The sequence below is a fragment of the Streptomyces sp. MS06 genome (assembly GCF_047200655.1).
GTDB lineage: Bacteria > Actinomycetota > Actinomycetes > Streptomycetales > Streptomycetaceae > Streptomyces.
Map to the genome: position 1 here is coordinate 16177 of NZ_JBJZOJ010000064.1, position 22331 is coordinate 38507.

The window sequence follows — 22331 nt, forward strand, 5'->3', positions numbered from 1 at the left end:
GACGCGCGGCGGCCGGGGCGGGGGTGCGCACTCCGGGACCGCGTAACGTCCGGCGCACGGCACTCCGGCGGGGCGCGGCGGACACGCCTCGGTGGCGCCGTCCTCCCGCAGGGCCGGCGCCGGCGCCGGTCGGATGGTGCGGGGCGAGCGGGGCGGGGGCGGGGGCGCCGGCGGGGTGGCCGTTCCGGACGGGGGCGGGCAGGCGGAGGTCCGCGGTGTCCGCGTTCATGTCCGCGGCCCGCCTTCCGCGGGTGCGTCCGCGCGGCCGGGGCGCACGATGTCGGTGAGCGCGGCCTGGACGCGGTCGAGGTGGTGGCTCATCGCCTTCCTCGCGTCGTGCTCGGAACCGTCGGCCAGCGCCGCGAGGATCGCCCGGTGCTCGCGGTCGGAGTGCGCGCGCCGCCCGCCCCGCTCGTCGAGGAACGCCGACTGGCGCGCCAGCGCGTCGCGGATCTCCTCGATGATCCGGCGGAACACCGGGTTCTGCGCGGCCTCGGCCACGTTGAGGTGGAAGAGGGTGTCCAGTGCCGCCCAGGCCGCCGTGTCCGTCTCCCGCTCCATGCGGTCCAGCAGTCGGGAGAGCTCGTCGAGGTGCTCCGGGGTGCGGCGCAGTGCCGCGTAGCCGGCGACCGGGACCTCGACGTGCCGGCGGGCTTCCAGCAGGTCGCCGGCCGCGTAGTCGCCGAAGGTGGGGTCCTGGACGGAGCACGCCACGACGAAGGTGCCCCTGCCGGTGCGGGAGACCGTCAGCCCCATGGTCTGCAGCGCGCGCAGCGCCTCGCGCAGGACCGGGCGCGAGACCTCCAGGGTGCGGCACAGCTCGGCCTCGGAGGGCAGCTTGTCGCCGACGGTGTACTCGCCCCGCTCGATCGCTGCGCGGAGGTGGCCGAGCACGGCCTCCGCGGCGGTGGGGCGCGGCGCCAGGGGACCGGCTGTCTGGCTGTCTGACAGGTTCACGGTGCGATCGTGCGGGTGGCGGTCCGGCACTGTCAAGCCGGCCGGTCCGCGTACGGGGTGTGCCCGAGGCGGGGGAAACGGCTCAGGGGACGTGCGGGCCCGGAAGACGGCCGCACGCCCCCTGGAGGGCCCCTGCCGGAGTCAGCTTTCGAGGACGCCGGCGCCGAGGAGGCCGAACAGCAGCAGGCCGACGAGGATGCGGTAGACCACGAAGGCGTTGAAGGAGTGCTTGGCGACGAACTTCAGCAGCCAGGCGATGGAGGCGTAGGCGACGACGAAGGAGACGGCGGTGCCGACGACGAGCGGGGCCGCGCCCACCCCGGCGCCGAGGGCGTCCTTGAGCTCGTAGATCCCCGCGCCGGTGAGGGCGGGGATGCCCAGGAAGAACGACAGGCGGGTGGCGGCGACCCGGTCCAGGTCGAGGACGAGGGCGGTGGACATGGTGGCGCCGGAGCGGGAGAAGCCGGGGAACAGCAGCGCGAGGATCTGCGAGGTGCCGACCAGCATGGCGTCCTTCAGCGAGGTGTCGTCCTCACCGCGCTTGTGCCGGCCCATCTGGTCGGCCGCCCACATCACGCCGGAGCCGACGATGAGCGAGCCCGCCACCACCCACAGCGAGGCCAGCGGCCCCTTGATGAGCGGCTTCGCCGCGAGCCCCACGACCACGATGGGAAGCGTGGCGTAGATCACCCACCAGGCGAACTTGTAGTCGTGGTGGTAGCGCTCCTCCTTGTCGCGCAGCCCGCGGACCCAGGCGGAGAGGATCCGCACGATGTCCTTGAAGAAGTAGACCAGCACGGCGGCGATGGCGCCGACCTGGATGACGGCCGAGAACCCGACCACGGAGTCGTCGTCGACGGGAATGCCCATCAGCCCCTCGGTGATCTTGAGATGGCCGGTGGAGGAGACGGGCAGGAACTCGGTCACCCCCTCGACGACTCCGAGGACGACGGCCTGACCGACGCTGATGGCGCTCATGTGATCCAGTTCTTCTGAAGGAGAGGCGACTGCGGCGGGCACAGTCTTACTACAGGCGGGCGAAGGACGGTCGCCCAGGGCCGGTTGCGCAGGGCAGACCGTGCGGGGCCGGTCGTCCGGGGCGGCGGCGCGCCCGCCGCGCGGCGGCACGCGTCCGGCACCTCACGGCCCTCCCGACAGGGGCCCGGAGGGTAGCGCGAAAGTTCCGCACGGCAACCGCACAGGGCTTCCGCACCACCGGCTAGCCCCAGACCGCGCGTGCCACGGTGACGCCGAGGAAGGCGGCGCCGAGCCCCGCGGCGATGCTCGCGACGAGGTTGACGGCGGCGTAGAAGCGCGCCCCGGTCTCGGTCAGCCTCAGCGTCTCGTACGAGAACGTCGAGTAGGTGCTCAGCGCCCCGCACAGCCCGGTGCCGAGCAGCAGCCGCAGATGCGATCCCGCCGCACCGGCGACCGCGGCGCCGGTGAGGGCACCGAGGAGGAGGCAGCCGGTGATGTTGACGGCGAAGGTGCCCCAGGGGAACACCGAGTCGTGCCGGGTCTGCACCGACCGGTCGGTGAGGTAGCGCAGCGGGGCGCCGACCATCCCGCCGGCGACGACCAACAGCCAGTTCATGACCGCGTCTCGCCCTTCCCGTCCGCGCCACCCGACTCGCCCTCCCGGCCGACGTAGCGGATGACCTCGCAGTCGTCGAGGATCACCAGTCCTTCGGAGACCAGTTCGTCGAGCTGCGGCAGGAAGTCCCGCACCCGTTCCTCGGTGTCGACGATCACGACGGCGACCGGCAGGTCCTCGCTGAGGGACAGCAGCCGCGAGGTGTGGATGAGGGAGGAGGCTCCGAAGCCCTCGATGCCGCGGAAGACGCTGGCGCCGGCCAGACCCGCCCGGTGGGCGCGGTGGACGATCTCGCTGTAGAGGGGCTTGTGGTGCCAGGTGTCGTTCTCACCGACGAACACGGTCACACGCAGGGCGCTGCCGGTCAGCCTCGTCATCGCTGCCTCCAGGTCAGGACGCGGCGGGTCGCCGCGGCGGCGGCCCACACCGAGAGGAGCGCCGCGAGCGGGGTCGCGGCGAGATAGGCCAGCGCGGTGCCCGCGTGGCCCCCGTCGACCAGTTGCTGCAGGCCGACGGCGTAGGTCGAGAAGGTGGTGAAGCCGCCGAGGACGCCGGTGCCGACGAAGGGGCGGACGAGCCGGTGCGCGGCGACGGCTTCGGTGATGAGGACCATGAAGACGCCCATCACCGCGCAGCCGGCGACGTTGGTCCAGAAGGTCGGCCAGGGGAAACCGCCGGCGGGGACCGACGAGGACAGGGAGACCGCGTACCGGGCCGCGGCGCCCGCCCCGCCACCGAGTGCGACGGCGGCGACCACGGGCGCCTGGGCGCGCCATGCGGGCTGCCGCCGGGCTGAGGGCCGGGCACGGAGGCTCTCGGCTTCCGGGGCTGTCATCTCTCGTACGTCTCCTGCTGGTGCCCCCTCCGAAGCACCGCGAGGGGTGATCACGGCCGGGCACCAGGGTAGCGCCCGGCCGGGACGCGGTCACGCCGCGGGGGGTGGCCTCGGGGGGAGACGCCGGGGCGCGGCGCGGGCTGGGGGGACGGGCTCTCCGGGTGCGGAAGCCGGGCAGGTCACCAGCCCTTCTCGAACATGCGCGCCACGGCGTCGATCCGTATCTCGTCCCGACGGTAGTGCGCATGGCGCCGGATGCGCCTGACGCTCAGCAGCCCGATGCCGGCGAGCAGCGCGAGGTCGGTCTCGGCGACGCTGCGGGACACGCCGAGCGCCGCGGCCACGCCGTCCGCGGTGACGCCGTCCGCGACCGGGTCGCCGTGGCGCGGCGGCGGGAAATGGGCGGCCGGGTCCTTCAGCCGCTCGAGGATGGTCAGCCGCCGATCGCCGTTGGGAATCCTGAGCATCGCGCCCCCTCCGTTCACTCCGTCCGGCTGACTCGCAGCGCGTCCTCCCAGCTTTCCGCGCGGCGAGCCGGACTGTCCGGGGCTTGAGGTCCTTTGTCCGGTACCGAACGTCCTGCCGGAAGGAGCCGTCGGCCCTCCGCGGGGCCACCCCGGTCGCCCGGCACGGGGCCGCCCCCGGTTGCCCGGCGCGGGGGCGACCCCGGCGCGACGGCTGTACCGGGCCGTGCCGCGGACCGTGCGACGGGCAGGGCGACGGGGCCTGCGACGGGCCGCGCGACGGCGTCCTGGGCCGGCGCCGCGGGGTACGACGGGAGAGGAGCGGGAGAGGAGCGGCCGTACGGCCCGACCCGTCGGATCGGAGAAGCCGCCGCACGGCGCCCCGGCCCGGTGCGGGAACGCCGCCGCGCCCCGTCGACTCCCCCGCCCGAGGCGGTCGTCGCCCCCGGGGACGACGCATTAGTTGCACAGTCAACGACCGAGGTGATCGGTGTACGGTGCGGGTATGGCAGTGAAGGCGGCCGGCACCCGGCTCGAGGAACGCTGGCGGGACATCCTGTCCGTGCACGCGCGGACGATGTGCGAGATCGACCGCGTGCTGCATCCGCACGGGCTCGGCGCGAGCGACTTCGAGGTACTGGACGTCCTCGCGTCCACCGGCTCCGGGAAGGGCCACGGCTGCCGCGTGCAGAGTCTCGTCGGTCGGGTGCACCTGAGCCAGAGCGCCCTGTCCCGGCTCCTCGGCCGGCTGGAGAAGGACGGCCTCGTGGTGCGCTCGGTCTGCGCGGAGGACCGGCGCGGCGTGTACGTCGCCCTCACCGACCGGGGCCGCCGGCTGCACGGCGAGGTACTGCCCCTCCAGCGGCAGGTGCTGGAGCGGATGCTCGACGGCTGATCCGCGGTACGGCGCCCGGAGCCCCGGCCGGGGTCCCGGCACGCCGCGGCAGGCCTGGGCGGCCGCCCCTTCTCCGCTTTCCTCGAGTTGCTTCGAGTTGCTTCGAGTTGCCCCACGTCACATGGCCCGGCGGAGCCCCCTTCCTGCCGATCGGCGCGCTCCCGGCACGGGAGCGGCGGCGCGTCCGGCGCCGGGAGGCCCCGTACGACGTGCGGAAGCGGGCCTCGGACCGCGGCATCCCGGGCAGTGCCCCGGAAACGGGGTACTCGACCCCCGTCACGAGCAAGGGCGCGGGCAGAGCGGTGCCGAAGTGGAAGGGGTGCCGGAATGGAATGGTGGATCTGGCTGATCATCGCCGTCGTGATCGTCGCGGCCGCGGCGGGTCTCCTGCTGTCGCTGCAGGCGCGGCGGCGGTCCGGCGGGGTCATCGCCCAGGGCGGCCGTACCCGGCGAGGAGGGCAGCGGTCATGACCTCCTACCTGCGGGCCAACGAGATCGCCAAGAAGCCGGTGGTCACCCTGGCGGGGAACGATCTGGGACAGGTGAAGGACATCGTCTTCGACGCGTCCACGGGCAGTATCCGGCTCTTCACCCTCGCCGGCCGCGGACTGCTGGCCGGCCCCCTGCACCAGGTCCTGCCCTGGGGGAACGTGCACGCGCTCGGCCCGGACGCGGTGATGGTGCGGGACGAGAGCGCGCTGGAGGACGAGTCGGCCGACCTCTCGGGCGCGTCGCAGCCGGGCAGCGGGAACGTACTGGGCCTGGCGGTCACGACCCGCGGCGGGACCCGGCTCGGCACCGTCACCGACGCGGTCGTCGAGTCCGGGAGGACGCCGGTGGTCGCGGGGTACGAGGTGGAGACCGGCGAGCACCGGCGCGTCCTGCTGCCGGTGGCCGGGCCGGTCACCGTCTCCGACGAACGGGTACTCGTCCCGGACGCCACCGCCGGGCACAGTGCGGGCGACATCAGCGGATTCGGCGCCGCCGCGCGGAGTCTGCGCGAGCACCTGCCCGGCGAGTCGAAGGAGGACTGACCGTGCTGTTCACGAAGGCCGAGGGCCGTGACGTCATGGACCTCGAGACGGCGGAGACGGTGGGGACGGTCGCCTCCTGCACGGTCGCACCCTCCCCGGCGCGCATCACCGCGCTGCGCCTGAGGCGCAGGGGACGCGGGCACCGCACGCTGCACTGGCCGGACGTGCGGTCCTTCGGTCCGGACGCGGTCGCCGTGGAGGAAGCGGTTCTGATCCGCGAGGAGAAGGGCGTGGAGCCCGAGGCGGACGCCCACCCGGCACACGATCCCCTCGGCAAGGTGGTGCTCACCGAGACGGGTGCCGCCAGGGGCACCGTGGTCGACCTGGAGTTCGACGAGGAGTCGGGGCGCGTCGTCGAGTTGCTGACGGAGGAGGAGCGGATCCCGGGCGAGGAGCTTCTCGGTGTGGGCGGCTACGCGGTGGTGGTGGCCGGCGGCCGCTGACCCCCGCGCGGCCGCACACCCGGGGCACCGGCGCAGCGGAGACCGGGCCGGGTCCCCGCCGCGCGGCGGGAACGCGCGGCGGACCGGGGACGGGGGGCCGGGGACGGAGGGCCGGGGACGGAGGGTCGGGGACGGAGGGTCGGGGACGGAGGACCGCCTACTCCGACCGCCTGGCGTCCCGCCTGCCGACCGGGCGGCTGTGGACGTAGAGTTTGCGGCGGTCGGCGACGTCCAGATGGCGCGGCAGCGGCAGTTCGTACCGCACCGGGCGGCGGTGGTCGGCGATCTGCCGGTCCGCGTTGTAGACCCGGTTGAACTGCCACAGCATGCGCGCGAAGTTGGTCTGGCCCCGCGCCAGGTTGCCGCCCAGCACCCGCAGGGCGCCGAACGCCGTGCGCAGGCCCAGGTGCTTGCGGTTGATGACCGCCTGGGTCCGGACCAGTTCGCGGTAGAAGACGTCCAGGGGCAGCGTGGTGGGCACCACGGCGTGCTGGATGTCGAACAGCCGGTAGTCGCGGGTGGTGAGCCTGCGGGACTCCGTGTGCCAGATCTCCGTACCCGGGTACGGCGTCATCACCGTCAGGTGCACGATCTCCGGCACCGACAGGGCGAACTCCCGCACCAGGCGGAAGCGTTCCTCGTCCCAGGCCGGGTCCACGATCAGGTTGATCGCCACGTTGATGCCTAGCTTCCGCGCCACCTCCAGGGCGCGGAAGTTCTCGTCGGGGCTGACCCGCTTGCGGAACAGATCCAGCCCCTCGGCGTCGATGGCCTCCATGCCGAGGAACATGTACCGCAGGCCGAGCCGGGTCCAGCGCTGGAAGACCTCCTCGTTGCGCAGCAGGACGTCGCTGCGGGTCTCCAGGTAGTAGCGCTTGCGGATCCGGCGGCGCTCCAGTTCGGAGGCGATGGCGTGGCCGTGCTCCGGCCTGATGAACGCGACGTCGTCGACGATGAAGACGTTGGGTTCGCGGATGCCCGCAAGTTCCGCCGCCGCCGCCTCGGGCGACGCCTTGCGGTAGCTGCGGCCGTAGAAGGTCCACGCGGAGCAGAACGAGCAGTCCCACGGGCAGCCGCGGGTGAACTCGATGGAGGCGCACGGGTCGAGTTCACCGATGAAGTAGCGTCGCCGGTGGCGCATCAGGTCGCGGGCCGGAAGGGGGCTGTCGATCCCGTGCAGCATGCGCGGTTCGGGACCGCGGCCCGCCGCGGTGACCACACCGGGCACGCCGTCCACGCCTCCGTCCCGCAGGGCCTCCAGCAGTGGGGCCACGGCGGGCTCCCCCTCGCCGCGCACCACCGCGTCGACGGCTCCCTCGGCCTGTTCGAGCACGTCCTCGGCGACGAAGGAGACGCTGTGCCCGCCGAAGAAGACGAAGCAGCGCGGGTCGGAGCGTTTCGCCGCGTGCGCGAGCCCGATCGCCTCGGGGATGTTGGCCAGGTAGTTCAGGGAGACACCGAGCGCGTCGGGCCGGAACGAGGCGAACTCCCGGGCCAGTTCGCGGACACCGGTCACCTGCAGGTCGATGATCCTCACCTCGTGGCCCGCGGCGCGGGCCGCTCCGGCCACGCGCTCCAGGCCGAGCGGCTCAAGTCTCAGGAAGATCTCCGAGTACATCAGGGCACTGGGGTGGACGAGAAGCAGGCGCATGGTCACCTCGATGGTTCGTGCGTTCGCCGTCCGGTGCGGCGCCGTGGCCCACCAGCGGAACTCCGTTGCTGCGCAGCACTTCGCGGACGTCCAGGATCAGGGGGAACACCTCGTGGTTCCGGTCACCGCCCTGCTCGTCCCAGGCCCGCTGCTCGGCCTCCACGGCCATCCGGTCCTCGGCGAACACCCGCTCGGTGAAGCGCCTGATCAGCGGCCAGGCCAGCGGGAGCACGCCGGGGACACCGGGCTTGGCAATCATGAGCAGGCCGTAGGCGCGGCAGGTGCGCTGCTCGGCGTCCTCGGGCACGTAGGCGGCCCACAGGCGGAAGGAGTGCCGCTCGGAGTCCTGCGGGACAAGATCGAGTGTCTGGTACGGGTACTCGGTACGGATGGTCATCACGTCGCTGGAGTCGCTGCCGCCGAGACCCTCGCCGGCGAGCAGGTTCGCCCCGCGGTTGCGTTTGCCGCCGGCGTGGGTGAACCGGTACTCGGCCTCCACCGACCGCGCGGCGGTCCGGTATCCCAGCAGTTCGGGCCGGAGTCTGCCGACCACTCCCCGGTGCAGGAACTGGTGGTTCATGTCGAGCAGGTTCTCGTGCATGAACGAGTAGTGGCAGCGCACCGTCCGGGAGAACGTCATGGTCCGGTAGTCCGGGGAGCCGAACGCGGGCAGGTCGGGCAGTGCCGTGCGGTCGGCCTTCTCCGGATCGCCGGGGAAGACGAACACCAGGCCGTACGCCTCGCGGACCGGGTAGCCGCGCACTCCTCGCGGCGGCCGGCCGTCCCCCTTGGACAGGTAGGGGATCTGCGAGATGCGTCCGTCGCCGCGGTAGGCCCAGGCGTGGTAGCAGCAGCGCAGTACGTCGCCCTCGACCACGCCCATGCTGAGCGGTACCTGCCGGTGGGCGCAGCGGTCCTCCAGGGCGTGGACGGTGCCGCCGCGGCCGCGGTACACCGCGATGCGCTGGCCGGCGAAGGTCGCCGCGCGCACCTTCCCCCGGCGCACGCTCCTGGACAGCGCCACGGGGTACCAGTGGTCCGGGTGCGCCCCCACGCGCCGCAGGTCGGCCCGGTCGGCGTCCGGGGCTCGGCGGCCCGGGTGCCGGACGCCGCCGGCCGCGTCGGACTCGGACGCGGAATGGGACTCGGTCTCGGTCATACCCCTCCCTCAGCCGGGAACGCCGGTACGGACTGGACGCCGCCCGCCGGACACCGGCGGGGGCCGGTGCCGTGCGGGGGCACAACGCTCCCCATCCTGCGCACCGCCTGCCGCGGTCGGCCCGTCCGGCGCGTCCGAAGGGGTGAGGGCGGGACGGCGGACGTCCCGGGGGCGTGCGGTGGCCGTGGGATCCGACGCGGCAGCGCGGCTCCACGCGCCGGACCCGCTCGGCCGCGTGGAGCCTCGGACGCGGCGCCAGCGGCGGCACGCGGGCCCGTGGAGGGCCCGGCGCCGTACTCCGTGGTCCTGGCACGAAGCGGTCCTGGCACGAAGCTCTGAATGGTGGTTCACTTCTTCTATGGCCTACCGCAAGACCGCCGCCGAGATCCGTCGCCTGGAAGCCGCACGGGACCATCTCGTCGTCTGCGCCACCCGCGTCGTCGCCGAGGTGGGGTGGGCGCAGGCCTCCGTGACCGCCGTCGCCGACGCCGCCGGGATCGCGGCCGGATCGGTCTACCAGCACTTCGCCTCCAAGGGCGCACTCGCCGTCGAGGTGTTCCGGCGCGCCTCCGGGCACGAGGTCGAAGTGCTCGGCGAGGTGCTGCGCGGACCCGGCGACGCGGTGGAACGGCTGAGCCTGGGCGTGCAGGTGTTCGCCCGGCGCGCCCTGGAGAACCGCGGTCTGGCCTACGCACTGCTCGCCGCCCCCGCCGAACCCGCGGTCGGCGCCGAACGGTTGGCCTTCCGGCGCCGCTACCGGGCGCTCTTCGCCGACGTGGTACGGGACGGCATGGCCGCCGGACTGCTGCCCGAGCAGGACGGCGGGATCACCGCGGCGGCCCTCACCGGGGCCGTCGGCGAGGTCCTGGTCGATCCGCTGGGCGCCCCCGCACGACAGGACACCGACGCGCTGCTCGCCGAACTCACCGCCATGGCACTGCGGTGTGCCGGCGCCCGGCCCCCGCACCACCGCCCCGCACCCGGCGCCCCCGACCCCGCCGCCTGACCGACGACCCACGGAGATCCGATGACCACGACCACCGCGCCGCGCAGCCACCCCTCGGCCGTGACCCACGAGGTGACCAACCAGCCCCCGCCGCTGACCGGCCACGACGTGGCCGACGACCCGGTGCTGATCGAGGGTGTGCGCCGCGAGGGCGCCGACTGGTACCTGGACGACCTGCACCGGCTGGGGCGGCGCACGGGCAGCGAGGAGGTGCAGCGCTGGGCCGACGAGGCGAACCGCTGCGAACCGGTCCTGCGCACCCACGACCGCTACGGGCACCGCGTCGACGAGGTCGACTTCCACCCGGCCTACCACGCCCTGCTGGACGTGGCGATCGGCGAGGGTCTCGGCGGCAGCGCCTGGGCCGACCCCCGGGTCGGCGCCCATGTGGCGCGTGCCGCCGGGTTCATGGTGTGGAGCACCGCCGAGGCGGGGCACGGCTGCCCCGTCTCCATGACGTACGCGGTGGTGCCTGCGCTGCGCCACGCGCCGGAACTCTCCGCCGTCTACGAGCCCCTGCTGACCAGCCGGGTCTACGATCCCGGGCTGCGCGCGCCGGCCGGCAAGCGCGGCCTGCTCGCCGGGATGGGCATGACGGAGAAGCAGGGCGGCACCGACGTGCGCGCCAACACCACCGCCGCCACCGAGCAGAGCGACGGTACCTGGCGGCTGCGCGGCCACAAGTGGTTCACCAGCGCGCCGATGAACGACCTCTTCCTGGTCCTCGCCCAGGCTCCCGGCGGGCTCTCCTGCTTCCTCGTGCCGCGGGTGCTGCCCGACGGCAGCCGTAACACGTTCCGCATCCAGCGGCTCAAGGACAAGCTCGGCAACCGCTCCAACGCGAGCAGCGAGCCGGAGTTCGACGACACGGTGGCCTGGCTGGTCGGTCCGCAGGGCAAGGGGGTGCGCACCATCATCGACATGGTGACCATGACCCGCCTGGACTGCGTGCTCGGCTCCGCCTCCGGCACCCGCGCCGCGCTCGTGCAGGCCGCCCACCATGCCCGTCACCGCGCCGTGTTCGGCACGAAGCTCGTCGACCAGCCGCTGATGCGCAACGTGCTCGGCGACCTGGCGGTGGAGTCCGAGGCCGCCACCACGCTCGCCCTGCGCCTGGCCGGCGCGGCCGACCGCGCCCAGCACGGCGACGCGCACGAACGGAACTTCCTGCGGCTGGCCACCGCCGTCGGGAAGTACTGGGTGTGCAAGCGGCAGCCCGCGGCGGTCGCGGAAGCCCTCGAGTGCCTGGGCGGCAACGGCTACGACGAGGCGTCCGGCCTGCCCCGGCTGTACCGCGACGCCCCGCTCAACGGCATCTGGGAGGGCTCGGGCAACGTCAACGCGCTGGACATGCTGCGCGCCCTGGCCCGGGAGCCCGAGTCCCTCGACGCCTTCCGTACGGAGATCGAGGCGGGACTGGGCGCCGACCGGCGTCTGGACGCGGCCTGGAGCGACCTGCGGGACGAACTGGTCCTCACCGAGGACGCGCCGCTGCGCGCCCGGCGCGTCGTGGAGCGCGCCGCCCTGGTCCTGCAGGGGTCGCTGCTGGTCCGCCACGCCCCGGACGCCGTGGCGGACGCCTTCTGCGCCTCCCGACTCGGCGGGGACCGCGGCCTGGCCTTCGGCACCCTGCCGCCCGGTACGGACTTCGCGGCGCTGCTCGACCGCCTGCCGCGCTGAACGCCCGCGCCGCTCCGACGCGCTGGGGCGGCGGGCCGACGGACGGCGGGCTCACGGGCCGGAACACCGACGGACCTCCGCCGACGCGCGGCGTCTGGGAGGATGGCCGGTGCCGTCGGTGCGGGAGCGGGCGGCACCGGCAGGTTCGGCGCACAGGGTGCACAGGGCGCACCGCGTGGAGCGGACCGGCCGAGACCAGTCCTGTCGCGGCCGGTCTTGTCGCGGCCGGTCTTGTCGCGGCCGGTTCCTGCCACGCCCGACCCGCCCGCCGTCCCACCGTCCCGCCGTTCGCACATCAGGAGAGCGCAGCACCGTGACCCAGGAGAACCCGCCCGCCGCCGAGCATGCCGAACTGCGGGCCGACTGCGCCGAGTGCTTCGGGTTGTGCTGCGTCGCACTCCCCTTCGCCCGCTCGACCGACTTCGCGGTGGACAAGCCCGCGGGCAAGGCGTGCGGGCACCTGCGCAAGGACTTCCGCTGCGGCATCCACACCCGCCTTCGGAGCGAGGGCTATCCGGGCTGCACCGTGTTCGACTGCTTCGGCGCCGGCCAGAAGGTCTCCCGGGTCACCTTCGGCGGCACCGACTGGCGCACGACGCCGACCGCCGCCGGGGAGATGTTCGCGGTCTTCCCGGTGATGCGGCAACTGCACGAACTGCTCTGGTACGTGACCGAGGCGCTCGCTCTCGCGCCGGCCCGGCCCGTGCACCCAGAACTGCGGCGTGCTCGGCACCGCATCGACGCGCTCACCCATGGCAGCTCGGACTCGCTCCGCGCGCTGGACGTGAACGCGCTGCGCGGCGAGGTCAACGCCCTCCTGCTGCGGGCCGGCGACCTGGCGCGCGAGCAGGTGCCCGGCCGCAGACCGAACCACCGCGGGGCCGACCTCGTCGGGGCACGTCTCGCCGGCGCCGACCTCCGGGGTGCGAGCCTGCGCGGCGCACTGCTCGTCGCCGCCGACCTCAGCGGCGCGGACCTGCGGAACGCCGACCTGATCGGAGCCGACCTGCGGGACGCCGACCTCTCCGGTGCCGACCTCACCGGCAGCCTCTTCGTCACCCAGGCCCAGCTCAGCGCGGCCAGGGGGGACGCGGTCACCCTGCTGCCCGCCGGACTGAGCCGCCCCGCGCACTGGTAAACCGGCCGACGGAACGCCCGCCACGGCACGCACGCCTCCCCCGGGGCGCGCACCGGCCCCCCGTTCGGTGCACCGGAGATGCGGTTCCCGCGTGCGGCCCGTTGACTGGGAGGCATCGGCCCGGCGGGACGGACCGCCCCTCGCCTCCCGTCGGGGCGCCCACACCGGCCGGGCCGGGTCCGGACCCCCGAGACGGACCCGACCCGGCCGGTTCTCCCCGCGCAGACACATACCGGCCGGCGGCGCGGGGCCCGCCCGCCCGGTGAGCCCCGGATGCGAGCGACGGATGCGAGCGGCGGGGGCGAGCGGCGCGGCGGGGCGGGGCGTACGGGGACACGGCCCCGGTACGGAGGAGCGGATGGCCGTCCGTAAGGTGCCGTCCCCGGATCGGCAACCCGCCGTTGGCACGCCACCCGGACCCTGGGGAGACGTGACAGCCGTCTCCCTCCCCGGACGCCGGGTCCCCCCTGCCCGGCGTGTGTCCCTGCGGCAGGTGCTGTGCCTGCTCCCGCTCGTGATCGTCACCGTCGTGGCCGTGCGGCACTGGCCCGTCCTCGCCGACGGCTTCGGCCGGTTGCGCACCGCCGAGTGGCCGTGGCTGGTCGCCGCGGCCGCGGCCACCTGCCTGACCTGGGTGGCCGCGGCGTGCACCCGGCAGGGCGCGGTCCTCGAACGGCTGCCCCTCCTCAGGTTGCTCGCCACCCAGTTCGCGGCCGGTGCCGCCAACCACGTGCTGCCCGGCGGGCTGGGTGCGGGCGCGGTGAACCTGCGTTTCATGGCCGGGTGCGGGGTGCCGCTGGCCAGGTCCTCCGCCGCGCTCGCGCTGTACCTGCTCGCCGAGTCCGTCAGCCGGGTCGCCCTGCTGGCCGTGCTGCTGCTGGCCTCCCCCGGTGCGCTGAGCCTCGGCCCGCTACTGCCCACGGGGACGGTCGGACCGCTGCTGCTCGCCGTGGGTGCCGCCGTGCTCGCCGCGGCGGCGGCACTGGTGTGCGTCCGAACGCTGCGGGCGGCCGCCGGCTCCTTCCTACGCACGGCACTGGGCGAGTTCCGCTCGGTGCACGCGCGTCCGGCGCGGGCGGCGGCCCTGTGGGGCGGCTCCCTGGCCTTCCCCGCACTGCAGGCGGTGGTGCTGGTGCTGGTGGGGCGGGCCCTCGGGGTGCCGGTGCCGCCGGTGCACATGGCGGTGGCGTATCTGGCGGCGACTGCGGCCGTGGCACTGATACCCACACCCGGCGGGCTCGGCTCGGTCGAGGCGGCGCTGGCGGTCGCCCTGGTCGCGGCGGGCGCCCCGGCGGCCGTGGCCACGGCGGTGGTACTGGCGTACCGCGTCATCACCGTCTGGCTGCCGCTGTTGCCGGGCGCGCTGACGCTCGGGGCGCTGATGCGGTGGAAGGTGATCTGAGGTGTCCGAAGCCGCCCAGCACCTGCCGCCTGACGCCTGACGCCTGCCTCGCATCCGGTGCCCGGGACCTTCACCCGGCGCCGCCCCGCCACCTACTCGCGGGTACGGTGCCGGGAGCGGCATCGAGCCGCCGCAGGCGGAAGGGAGCCCCATCATGCCGGTGCGCCTCGAACATCGGGGACATGTCACCACGGTCGTGCTCTCCCGACCGGAGGTCCGCAACGCGGTGGACGGCCCCACGGCCGCCGAGCTGGCCGCCGCCTTCCGGAGTTTCGAGGCCGACACGGAGGCACGGGTGGCGGTGCTGTGGGGAGAGGGCGGCACCTTCTGTGCGGGCGCCGACCTCAAGGCCATGGGCCGGGAGCGGGGCAACCGGGTGGCGGAGGACGGTGACGGCCCGATGGGACCGACCCGGATGCGGCTGTCGAAGCCGGTCATCGCCGCCATCGCCGGACACGCCGTGGCGGGGGGCCTGGAACTGGCCCTGTGGTGCGATCTCCGGGTAGCGGAGGAGGATGCGGTCTTCGGCGTCTTCTGCCGACGCTGGGGCGTACCGCTGATCGACGGGGGCACCGTCCGGCTGCCCCGGCTGATCGGCACGAGCCGGGCTCTGGACATGATCCTCACGGGACGGCCGGTGCCCGCCGCCGAGGCCCGTGAGATGGGCCTCGCCAACCGGGTGGTCCCGCCCGGCACGGCCCGGTCCGCCGCGGAGGAGCTGGCCGCCGGCATCGCGGCGTTCCCCCAGTCCTGCCTGCGCTCCGACCGGGCCTCCGCGCTCGCGCAGGAGGGCCTGCCGGAGGAGACCGCACTGCGGCTGGAGCACCGCCACGGAGCCGGTGTGCTCGCCGAGGGCCTGGACGGCGCCGCCCGGTTCGCGGCGGGCGCCGGACGGCACGGCTCGTTCGACTAGCAGGTGGCTGCCGGCCGCCGACCACCGGCGGACGCGCGCCGGCGCCGTGGTCGCCGACCGGCGGACCCGGCAGCGGACGGCCGCCGCCTCCTGCGGGCGGCCGCGGGGACCGGCCATCCGTTCGGGCTACCCGGAGGGGATCGAAACGCCGATGACGGGTTACCTGAAGAGGACATGCAGTGCACCCGATCGCCGCGAGGAGTCACCGCGATGGGAATGATGGACAAGCTCAAGCAGATGGTGAAGGGCCACGAGGACCAGGTGGACAAGGCCGTCGACAAGGCCGGAGACGCCGTCGACGACAGGACCCGGGGCAAGTACGGCAGCCAGGTCGACAGCGCCCAGGAGAAGATCAAGGACGAGTTCGGCGAGGACGGGGGCCGGCAGGGCCCGCCCCGGTAGTCGGAACCCGGGAGTCCGCTGCTTGCCCGTCGCACCGGCCTGATTCGGACGAGCGTGCCGGATGCGGCAGGATGAGCGGTCACGCCGTGCGGGCTGCCGCCCGCACGGCGGGCCGCACATCCCGCAACCGAGCAGGTGAAAACGTGAGGACTCTTCGCATCGGGCCGGCGGCGGAGCCGCCCCGCACCACGGACCGTCTCCGGGGAGGTCGCCGGTGAACCGGGCAGTCACACTGGACGACTGGATGATGGCCGGCATCGCGCTGGCGGCCGGACTGGTCGCCGCCTTCCTGGCGCGCGCGCTGCTGCGCTGGCTGGCCAAGCATGCCGAGCGCACCGCGTGGACCGGCGACGACGTCATCGTGGACGCCCTGCGGACCGTGGTGCCGTGGGCGGCGATCGCAGCGGGGGCGGCGGCCGCGGCGGCGGTGCTGCCGCTGACGCACACGGTGGACGGCAACGTCCACCGGACGCTCAAGGTGCTGCTCATCTTCGTGGTCACCCTCACCGCGGCACGCGTCGTGTCGGGGCTGGTGCGTTCGGTCATCCAGGCCCGCTCCGGAGTCGCCGGCTCGGCCTCGATCTTCGTCAACATCACCCGGGTGCTGGTCCTGGCGATCGGCTTCCTGGTGATGCTGCAGACGCTCGGCATCTCCATAGCGCCCCTGCTCACCGCCCTGGGCGTCGGCGGCCTCGCCGTCGCGCTCGCCCTGCAGGACACGCTCGCCAACCTCTTCGCCGGCATCCACATCCTCGCCGCGAAGACCGTGCAGCCCGGTGACTACATCCAGCTCAGCAGCGGCGAGGAAGGCTACGTCGTCGACATCAACTGGCGCCAGACCACAGTGCGGCAGTTGTCCAACAACCGGGTCGTCATCCCCAACGGGCAGCTCGCCAGCACCAACATGACCAACTTCAGCCGTCCCGAGCAGCGTCTCACCGTGCTGGTGCAGGTCGGCGTCTCCTACGACAGCGATCTGGAGTACGTCGAGGAGGTGACCAAGGAGGTCGTCGCCGAGACGATGGCCGCCGTCACCGGCGCCCTACCGGAGCACGAACCGGCGGTCCGCTTCCACACCTTCGGCGACTCCAGCATCAACTTCACGGTGATCCTGGGGGTCGGCGAGTTCAGCGACCAGTTCCGGATCAAGCACGAGTTCGTCAAGCGCCTGCACCGCCGCTTCCGGGCGGAGAACATCGAGATCCCGTTCCCGATGCGCACGGTCACGGTCCAGCCGGGCCAGGTCTCCATCCCGCAGCAGCGCAACCAGGAAGCCAAGAACGCTGCCGTCGCCGGCCTGGACTGAACGGCCACACGACGGACACCGGGCGGGCCGGCCGCGCCCGCCGACGCGCTGCGCTACGACAACGGCCGCCGTACCGGACGGCAGGTGGCAGCGGCTGCGCGACACCTACCTCACCACGACGGCCGACATCGGTGGCGACGCCGACCGTCCTCCTCGCCGCCGCCATGGACGGCTGCAAGCACCGCGCGATCCTGAGCCGTCGATCGTCGTCTCGGCGCGCCGGTGAGGCCCGGACCGGCTCTGGTCCGGGCCTCACCGCTGTTCTGCCGAGAGGCGGGCTCAGGCACGATCGCAGTCGGACTGGAGGTGACTGCTGCCACCTGCTCGGGCTCTTTACGTGATCAGGCAATGTCCGGTGCCGCCGAGAGGATGAACCGCGGCAATGCCGAGGGGCGGATCCTCGGAGCCGACCGCGGAGACGAGGAGCAGGACGTCCGCTCCGACACTGCGCAAGCCGGTGCGGCGTCTGATCGACGTACCGGGCCAGACGTGAGTGGCCAACTGTTCGGCCCGGGAGAGGTCCAGGGAGCTGACGCCACTCAGCCCCACCGTGACGGGGAACCCGTTTCCCCCATGTCCTGCTGAGACACCGGTCAAATCCATGGGCGTGGTCGGGCGGGGCGGGATCTCAGGTCCGACCAGCGCGCACGACCGCAGCGTCGGGTGGTGTGGCTGCTCCTGCCCTGGCCGTTCGAGAAGCAGGGCGTGTCCTCCTCCGGACAACGAGGGCAGGTCCTCACAGCCGAGCAGCCTCAAGCCCTGGGAGAAGGGACCGCCCACGAGGTCGACTCCGCAGACGACGGCGACGTCGGCCCGATCCAGTGACAGAAGGTCCTGGGCGAAAGCCAGAGCCGTCATATGGGCCCCGGTGGAGCCGGTGAAAACGAACGCTTCGGCGATGTCACCTCGACGCCCCAGCCGGTGAACGACGCCTTCCAGAGAGGGCTCGGGCTCCTGGGGTTGCTGCCCGGAGAACAGCACCCTTCCGGCGTCGGCGAGAAGGGACCCCAACAGCAGGGCTACACGGCGGTGACCGGTGGGGACGAGCGAAGGGACCAGTCGCTCGACCAACGTCCCGCAGTGTTCTTCTCCGCCGTGCTCCTGACGTTCGTCATATGCGCAGATGAGGCATGCAGCGGGCGCCACCGAGGAACCCGCGCCGATCCAGAGCTCCGCCGTGGCGTCCGCAGTTACCCCGCCAGTGGCGTCGGCGGCCACCGCCACCACCTGTGTGGCACGCCCGCACGCCAGCCAGACCTCGGCCACCGCCCGTGCGGAGGCAAGTCCGCCGGGAACAGCAGCAGTCGGCCCCCGTGCTCCCAGTGAGTCCGCAACCCTCTTCGTCACTCGCCCGACGGGAAAGTGTGTGACCGCCTGGCGAAGTGCGGTGGCCTCCCGGACACCAAGCCCCCGCGAACTGCCCAGATTCATCCTGCGCCGGGCCAGCACGTGCTGGTCACCCCGATGGGTGCCGACCACCAGCCCGAGGCCAGGCCCCGCCCGGAGCCCGGGGGCCGCAGTGAGAAGTCCGTCAGCGGCTCGTACGGCAGCGTGAGTGGTACACAGTTCCTGATCGAACTGTCGCTGTGCTGCCGCGGAGAATTCGATGAGCGTCCGTCCTGACCCGTCCTCCCCCAGTGTGGCGTCACGTGACCCAGCACTCTCGAGTACCGCAGTGCTTGAGGCGTGGACAGTGCCGAGCTTCTTCACTTCTCCGTGCCTTCCGGTTCGGCGCGCAACGCGTCGAAGTAGTCCTGGAACTTCGACGGCGGATAGATCGCCCAGTAGGCCGTCCGGGAATTTGATTTGGTAGAGGGGTACACAACGACGACAACTTGGTCTGCCTGAGCCAGTTCGATCTCCATGGACGCCGTTCCGCGCCCGGTTGGCTGCAGTTGAAGGCACTCCTTTCCCAGGCAGTCCCCAGTAGGATCGAGGCTGCCCTCTGTGTTTTCCACAGGGCAGCCTTTGTAGAATTCCACGCAGGCATTGGTCGATTGTGTGCTGTTGTTGAATACTTCCGCGCTCACCTGTACCTTTCGGTCCGAAGACTCGCCCTTTCGGCCCGAAGACTCGCGGAACGAGATGGACCGACTGAACCCTGCAAGCACCTTGTTGCTGGTCCCGGGACACAGGGCCTGCAGGGCAACCCGGGGAGTGGCATAATAGCGATTCCAGGCACTGCCCCTGAGGTCCACCTTGTACCCCACCATGAGGCATCCCATGGTTTTATGCTGATAGATGTAAGGCGTAAACCCGTAGAGGTATTGGGGGTCTGCAGCCCTGCCACCTGAGATACTGATGCTCATAGTGGCCGAATGTGAAAGCATGGTCGTCTCCACATCGGATTGGGAATAGCTTTCTCCCTCGCTCAGGTTCAGGCCGAAGCTCACTGGGATGTAGTCCAGCAGGCTGTCGCTGTAGGTGAAATGCGCGCTGTCGGTCGCGGAATTATGGACGGTGAACGATTTTCCAATGTTCTTGCTGGCCATGTGATTCTCATCGAAGATGAGGCTGGCAGGAAAATCGCTGCTGACCGTGAGGCCCATCAGATCGAAAATCCGGTTCGAACCCACGTACCCGTCGAGCTCCTGGTCCACGTAGCTCAACAGAGAACCGATCTGCGAGCGCGGCTTGTACCCCAGAGAAGGATCGTAGGCGGGAACGAGATACTGCTGGCGCTCGACATCGGTCGGAAAGATGACCGCCATGGAGCCGTCGGGCTTCTCCTGCACGCTTTTCCGGTATACCGGGTAGGTCCAGACATCGTAAACAATCGTGCAGGTCAGCAGGTAATCGGCTTCCGCGATCGGCCTGATCGTCTGCACGCTAAAGGTGGTCGAATTGTCTGCAGTGTTGTCGAAGCCGTTTCCGTAGGACTCGCTGATGCTGTGGCTGAGCGTCTGTCCACGTATTCCGATGGACTCTCCGAACTCTTTGCTGAACATCCACATATTGCTCGATACGACGCTCACTCCCTTGGTCCCGGATTGGCCCTCACTAAAAGTGAGGCTGGGCTTTTCCACCGTGACAGTGGGGTCGTCTTGGTAGGGCGGTGCCTGGATCACCGCCAGCAGTTGGCCGCTACCTGATGTTCGCGAGTACGTGGGCGGTCCGAGAATCACGCTTTTCCCTTTTACATCGCTCGGGAAGGCGTAAAAACCCTGCTTCGAGCGGTAGTCGACAATCATCAGTTCAGACAGATACCGTGGTTCGCCAGGCTGTTCTTCTTGCGGTGGAAAAGTCTTGCGGGCCGGATCGACGGTGACCAGGCCGGCCGTGATGGACGCCTGTCCATCGAGCAACTGCCGGAATGAGGCGCCGGCCCCGGCGACGAGCACACCCAGGTCCCCACAGGCCTTTCCTCTTGCCGACGTCGGTTGGTCCTCGGGCAACGGATCACCGAAGAGCCCCACCGCGATCCGGAAATCTATGGAAGCCAACGGTTGGGCACCCTTGTTCCCTGCAGCATAGTCGCTCAGGAAGACCAGCCTATTACTGCCGTCGGGCTGCGGCTGCAGCTCGAAGAGCAACAACCCTACGCATCCCGATGTCGACCTGTACGCCGCTCTGTACCCGACCACGAGTTGATCGGCTCCATTTCCCAACAGTCGTCCCGCGGCCACCCGGTACTTCGGAGTGTCCTGAGGCGCCATATTGACGCTGGTCTCGTGGGTCATGGCAACTTCTTTTCGCAGCTCAGGACCTTTTCCTGACTCGGCCCAGGACAGTACGGATACGCACAGCGAGCCCTTTTTGATTTCGTTCGAGTCGGTGTCGATCGAGTGCGTCACCACGACTTGCTGATCGGGAGTTCCAGGCTTCAGGGCGGCGGTGGTCAGGCCGATGTCCGGTGAGATGGCCCGGCCGATGGGCACGGTCGTAACGGAGTCGATGACCGGCCTCGCACCCACGGCGCGCGCGCCCAGATCGTGTATCTCGATCAAGCTGTCACGGACGGTGCAGATGACGATATGAGCCTCGAGCTGGCGACGGACGAGCAGCGCACCCAGCACTGTCCCGTCAACCGTCTTGGGTAGGTACGTGGTACTCAGCACCGAACCGGAGTGGCAGCCGACCGACCGGAGGAAGATGCCTCTCGCGTCCTTTCCCATGACCAGCAGGCACACGTCCGCGGATACCTGCGGATCGATGCCCACGATGACGGAGAGATCGCAGACAGGCCACCGTACGATCTCCTGGCCGTCATTGCCGGGCGGCTCGATGATGTGCAGCTCGTCAGCGGTCAGGACGAAGACACTCTGCCTGGCTGTTTTCGGGATCGTCACGGCCTTCGCGTCCAGGATGCGGTCCTGCGGCATCAGGGGAAGCGACTCGGCGGGCCGAAACCCATCGGAGTCGAGAACATTCCGACTGCAGTACGCGATCTTTTTGGCCTCGGGGGTGCCGAAGTCGGCCTTGGGGGTACCGACGACAGTGAAATCCGACACCTCGTACAGCGTCTCTCCCAGCTGCAACGGATTCTGCAACGGTGACGAGCTACCCATGGCGAAGCTCCTGTCGCACGCCCGGAGCATCATTGAGCAAGTTCAGTAGCGCGCCACTGAAGCCTGCCACCTTTATTCCATTCAGAAACGCTGCACGTACCGCTCTGGACTCGTTGTAGTACCTGAAATCGAGAAGCTTCACGAACCAGGACTTATCGAGCCATCCGGCCGATTGGGGTGTTACAGTCATCGACGTGGACCCACCTTCGCCGAGAACGACCTCTTTCAAGGTGAGCCGGTCTCCGAGCTGGGCAACGTAGCGTAGAGGGCAGTCCTTCATGCTCTGTATGAAGGTACCTCTTCCGTCGGCGGTCGCTTTACTGACGGGCTTGCCTGTGAAGGTGTCCAGGGATTTGCAGTTCTGGCTGAACGAGTAATCTCCCTTGACCTCCAGGAGGTGGAAAGTCAACGGGAAGTACACCGTTGCTCCGTCACCCGCCTCGACTGCGCCAGGCGTGACTGTATCGACCTGGGTAATGGACATCGAGCTCAACGCGAAGCTGGCATTGCCGTCGCTTTCCCACACGACGGCGGCCGGCTCGGTGCCACCAGAAAAGTTGTACTGGTCGCAGGCATTGATGTCGCCGACGTCGATCGGGGAGCAGTCCGGAAGGTCAGTGCCCAGCATCTTTACGGGCAGCTCGTTCTGCAGCCACTGCGCGAGGTCCCTCCAGGCATCGATCACGGGCTCCGGAATACCTGCAATGTATTTGTTGACCATCTCGAAATACCCTGGTTCTCGCAATTGCTGGTGGACAGCGGCGCTGTACCGCCGGAAGTGCCACGCCGCAGGAAAGCGGATGCGCCCACGTACCCTTCTTCCACGCTAGCTGCGCAGAGCAGAGGTCACAACACGAATCGGAGAGTCGGCGCCTGGTCTTGGACTGACGCTGTCAGGCTGATCCAATTGCAGCGTCCTGCACCGTGTTTTAGACTCGTGTTCT

General features: G+C 71.1%; 22 protein-coding genes. 11 read left to right on the plus strand and 11 right to left on the minus strand.

Annotation, left to right across the window (positions count from 1 at the left end; translation table 11 throughout):
• Positions 1–225: 225 nt before the first annotated feature.
• The 6 genes from ACL02U_RS27150 to ACL02U_RS27175 all read right to left on the minus strand — a co-directional run bounded on the left by ACL02U_RS27150 (position 226) and on the right by ACL02U_RS27175 (position 3853).
• Complete coding sequence (locus ACL02U_RS27150) at positions 226–957, minus strand: FadR/GntR family transcriptional regulator (protein ID WP_412793589.1); 732 nt, start codon at positions 955–957, stop codon at positions 226–228.
• A 141-nt stretch (positions 958–1098) separates the two neighbouring features.
• Positions 1099–1935 (minus strand): undecaprenyl-diphosphate phosphatase, encoded by an 837-nt coding sequence (locus ACL02U_RS27155; protein WP_412793590.1) that lies wholly within the window; start codon positions 1933–1935, stop codon positions 1099–1101.
• 241 nt (positions 1936–2176) lie between these two features.
• Complete coding sequence (gene crcB / locus ACL02U_RS27160; protein ID WP_412793591.1) at positions 2177–2551, minus strand: fluoride efflux transporter CrcB; 375 nt, start codon at positions 2549–2551, stop codon at positions 2177–2179.
• Entirely contained in the window at positions 2548–2928 is a 381-nt protein-coding gene (locus tag ACL02U_RS27165) for a DUF190 domain-containing protein (RefSeq protein WP_412793592.1), read from the minus strand. Before ACL02U_RS27165 ends, crcB begins: the two co-directional genes overlap by 4 nt.
• On the minus strand, positions 2925–3386 hold the full coding sequence (locus ACL02U_RS27170) for a fluoride efflux transporter FluC (RefSeq protein ID WP_412793593.1): 462 nt from the start codon (positions 3384–3386) through the stop codon (positions 2925–2927). The genes ACL02U_RS27165 and ACL02U_RS27170 overlap by 4 nt, the downstream gene beginning before the upstream one ends.
• A 179-nt stretch (positions 3387–3565) precedes the next feature.
• On the minus strand, positions 3566–3853 hold the full coding sequence (locus ACL02U_RS27175; protein ID WP_412793594.1) for an ArsR family transcriptional regulator: 288 nt from the start codon (positions 3851–3853) through the stop codon (positions 3566–3568).
• A 502-nt stretch (positions 3854–4355) separates the two neighbouring features.
• Between ACL02U_RS27175 and ACL02U_RS27180 the strand changes: the two genes are divergently transcribed.
• The 4 genes from ACL02U_RS27180 to ACL02U_RS27195 all read left to right on the plus strand — a co-directional run bounded on the left by ACL02U_RS27180 (position 4356) and on the right by ACL02U_RS27195 (position 6222).
• A complete protein-coding gene (locus tag ACL02U_RS27180) occupies positions 4356–4745 on the plus strand; it encodes a MarR family winged helix-turn-helix transcriptional regulator (RefSeq protein ID WP_412793595.1) in 390 nt (129 codons plus the stop codon).
• A 327-nt stretch (positions 4746–5072) separates the two neighbouring features.
• Positions 5073–5216 carry a hypothetical protein gene (locus ACL02U_RS27185; RefSeq protein ID WP_412793596.1) on the plus strand — a complete coding sequence of 48 codons (144 nt, stop codon included), beginning with the start codon at positions 5073–5075 and terminating at the stop codon, positions 5214–5216.
• Positions 5213–5779: a PRC-barrel domain-containing protein gene (locus ACL02U_RS27190; protein WP_412793597.1), complete on the plus strand. Its 567-nt coding sequence runs from the start codon at positions 5213–5215 to the stop codon at positions 5777–5779. The genes ACL02U_RS27185 and ACL02U_RS27190 overlap by 4 nt, the downstream gene beginning before the upstream one ends.
• Positions 5780–5781: 2 nt before the next feature.
• Positions 5782–6222 (plus strand): PRC-barrel domain-containing protein, encoded by a 441-nt coding sequence (locus tag ACL02U_RS27195; protein ID WP_412793598.1) that lies wholly within the window; start codon positions 5782–5784, stop codon positions 6220–6222.
• Between the two features lie 157 nt (positions 6223–6379).
• Here the strand turns inward: ACL02U_RS27195 and hpnR are convergent, their stop codons facing one another.
• Positions 6380–7873 carry a hopanoid C-3 methylase HpnR gene (gene hpnR, locus ACL02U_RS27200; protein WP_412793599.1) on the minus strand — a complete coding sequence of 498 codons (1494 nt, stop codon included), beginning with the start codon at positions 7871–7873 and terminating at the stop codon, positions 6380–6382.
• Positions 7812–9032, minus strand: a complete 1221-nt coding sequence (locus ACL02U_RS27205) for a Rieske 2Fe-2S domain-containing protein (RefSeq protein WP_412793600.1) — start codon at positions 9030–9032, stop codon at positions 7812–7814. The genes hpnR and ACL02U_RS27205 overlap by 62 nt, the downstream gene beginning before the upstream one ends.
• A gap of 358 nt (positions 9033–9390) precedes the next feature.
• On the opposite strand from ACL02U_RS27205, the gene ACL02U_RS27210 reads away from it, so the two are divergent.
• From ACL02U_RS27210 to ACL02U_RS27240, 7 genes are all read left to right on the plus strand, one after another.
• The gene (locus ACL02U_RS27210) at positions 9391–10038 is read left to right on the plus strand and encodes a TetR/AcrR family transcriptional regulator (protein WP_412793601.1); all 648 of its coding nucleotides are present in this window, start codon (positions 9391–9393) and stop codon (positions 10036–10038) included.
• A gap of 21 nt (positions 10039–10059) precedes the next feature.
• Complete coding sequence (locus ACL02U_RS27215) at positions 10060–11718, plus strand: acyl-CoA dehydrogenase family protein (RefSeq protein WP_412793602.1); 1659 nt, start codon at positions 10060–10062, stop codon at positions 11716–11718.
• 313 nt (positions 11719–12031) lie between these two features.
• On the plus strand, positions 12032–12856 hold the full coding sequence (locus ACL02U_RS27220; protein ID WP_412793603.1) for a pentapeptide repeat-containing protein: 825 nt from the start codon (positions 12032–12034) through the stop codon (positions 12854–12856).
• Between the two features lie 430 nt (positions 12857–13286).
• A complete protein-coding gene (locus ACL02U_RS27225; protein ID WP_412793604.1) occupies positions 13287–14258 on the plus strand; it encodes a lysylphosphatidylglycerol synthase domain-containing protein in 972 nt (323 codons plus the stop codon).
• A 154-nt stretch (positions 14259–14412) separates the two neighbouring features.
• On the plus strand, positions 14413–15171 hold the full coding sequence (locus ACL02U_RS27230; RefSeq protein WP_412793605.1) for a crotonase/enoyl-CoA hydratase family protein: 759 nt from the start codon (positions 14413–14415) through the stop codon (positions 15169–15171).
• A gap of 210 nt (positions 15172–15381) precedes the next feature.
• Positions 15382–15573 carry an antitoxin gene (locus ACL02U_RS27235; RefSeq protein ID WP_412793606.1) on the plus strand — a complete coding sequence of 64 codons (192 nt, stop codon included), beginning with the start codon at positions 15382–15384 and terminating at the stop codon, positions 15571–15573.
• A gap of 214 nt (positions 15574–15787) precedes the next feature.
• Entirely contained in the window at positions 15788–16879 is a 1092-nt protein-coding gene (locus tag ACL02U_RS27240) for a mechanosensitive ion channel family protein (protein WP_412793607.1), read from the plus strand.
• A 333-nt stretch (positions 16880–17212) separates the two neighbouring features.
• Here ACL02U_RS27240 and ACL02U_RS27245 read toward each other — a convergent pair whose 3' ends face one another.
• From ACL02U_RS27245 to ACL02U_RS27255, 3 genes are all read right to left on the minus strand, one after another.
• The gene (locus ACL02U_RS27245) at positions 17213–18097 is read right to left on the minus strand and encodes a hypothetical protein (RefSeq protein ID WP_412793608.1); all 885 of its coding nucleotides are present in this window, start codon (positions 18095–18097) and stop codon (positions 17213–17215) included.
• Between the two features lie 488 nt (positions 18098–18585).
• The gene (locus ACL02U_RS27250) at positions 18586–21387 is read right to left on the minus strand and encodes a hypothetical protein (protein ID WP_412793609.1); all 2802 of its coding nucleotides are present in this window, start codon (positions 21385–21387) and stop codon (positions 18586–18588) included.
• Positions 21380–22108, minus strand: coding sequence for a hypothetical protein (locus tag ACL02U_RS27255; RefSeq protein WP_412793610.1), 729 nt, complete (start codon positions 22106–22108; stop codon positions 21380–21382). The genes ACL02U_RS27250 and ACL02U_RS27255 overlap by 8 nt, the downstream gene beginning before the upstream one ends.
• Between the last annotated feature and the right edge of the window lie 223 nt (positions 22109–22331).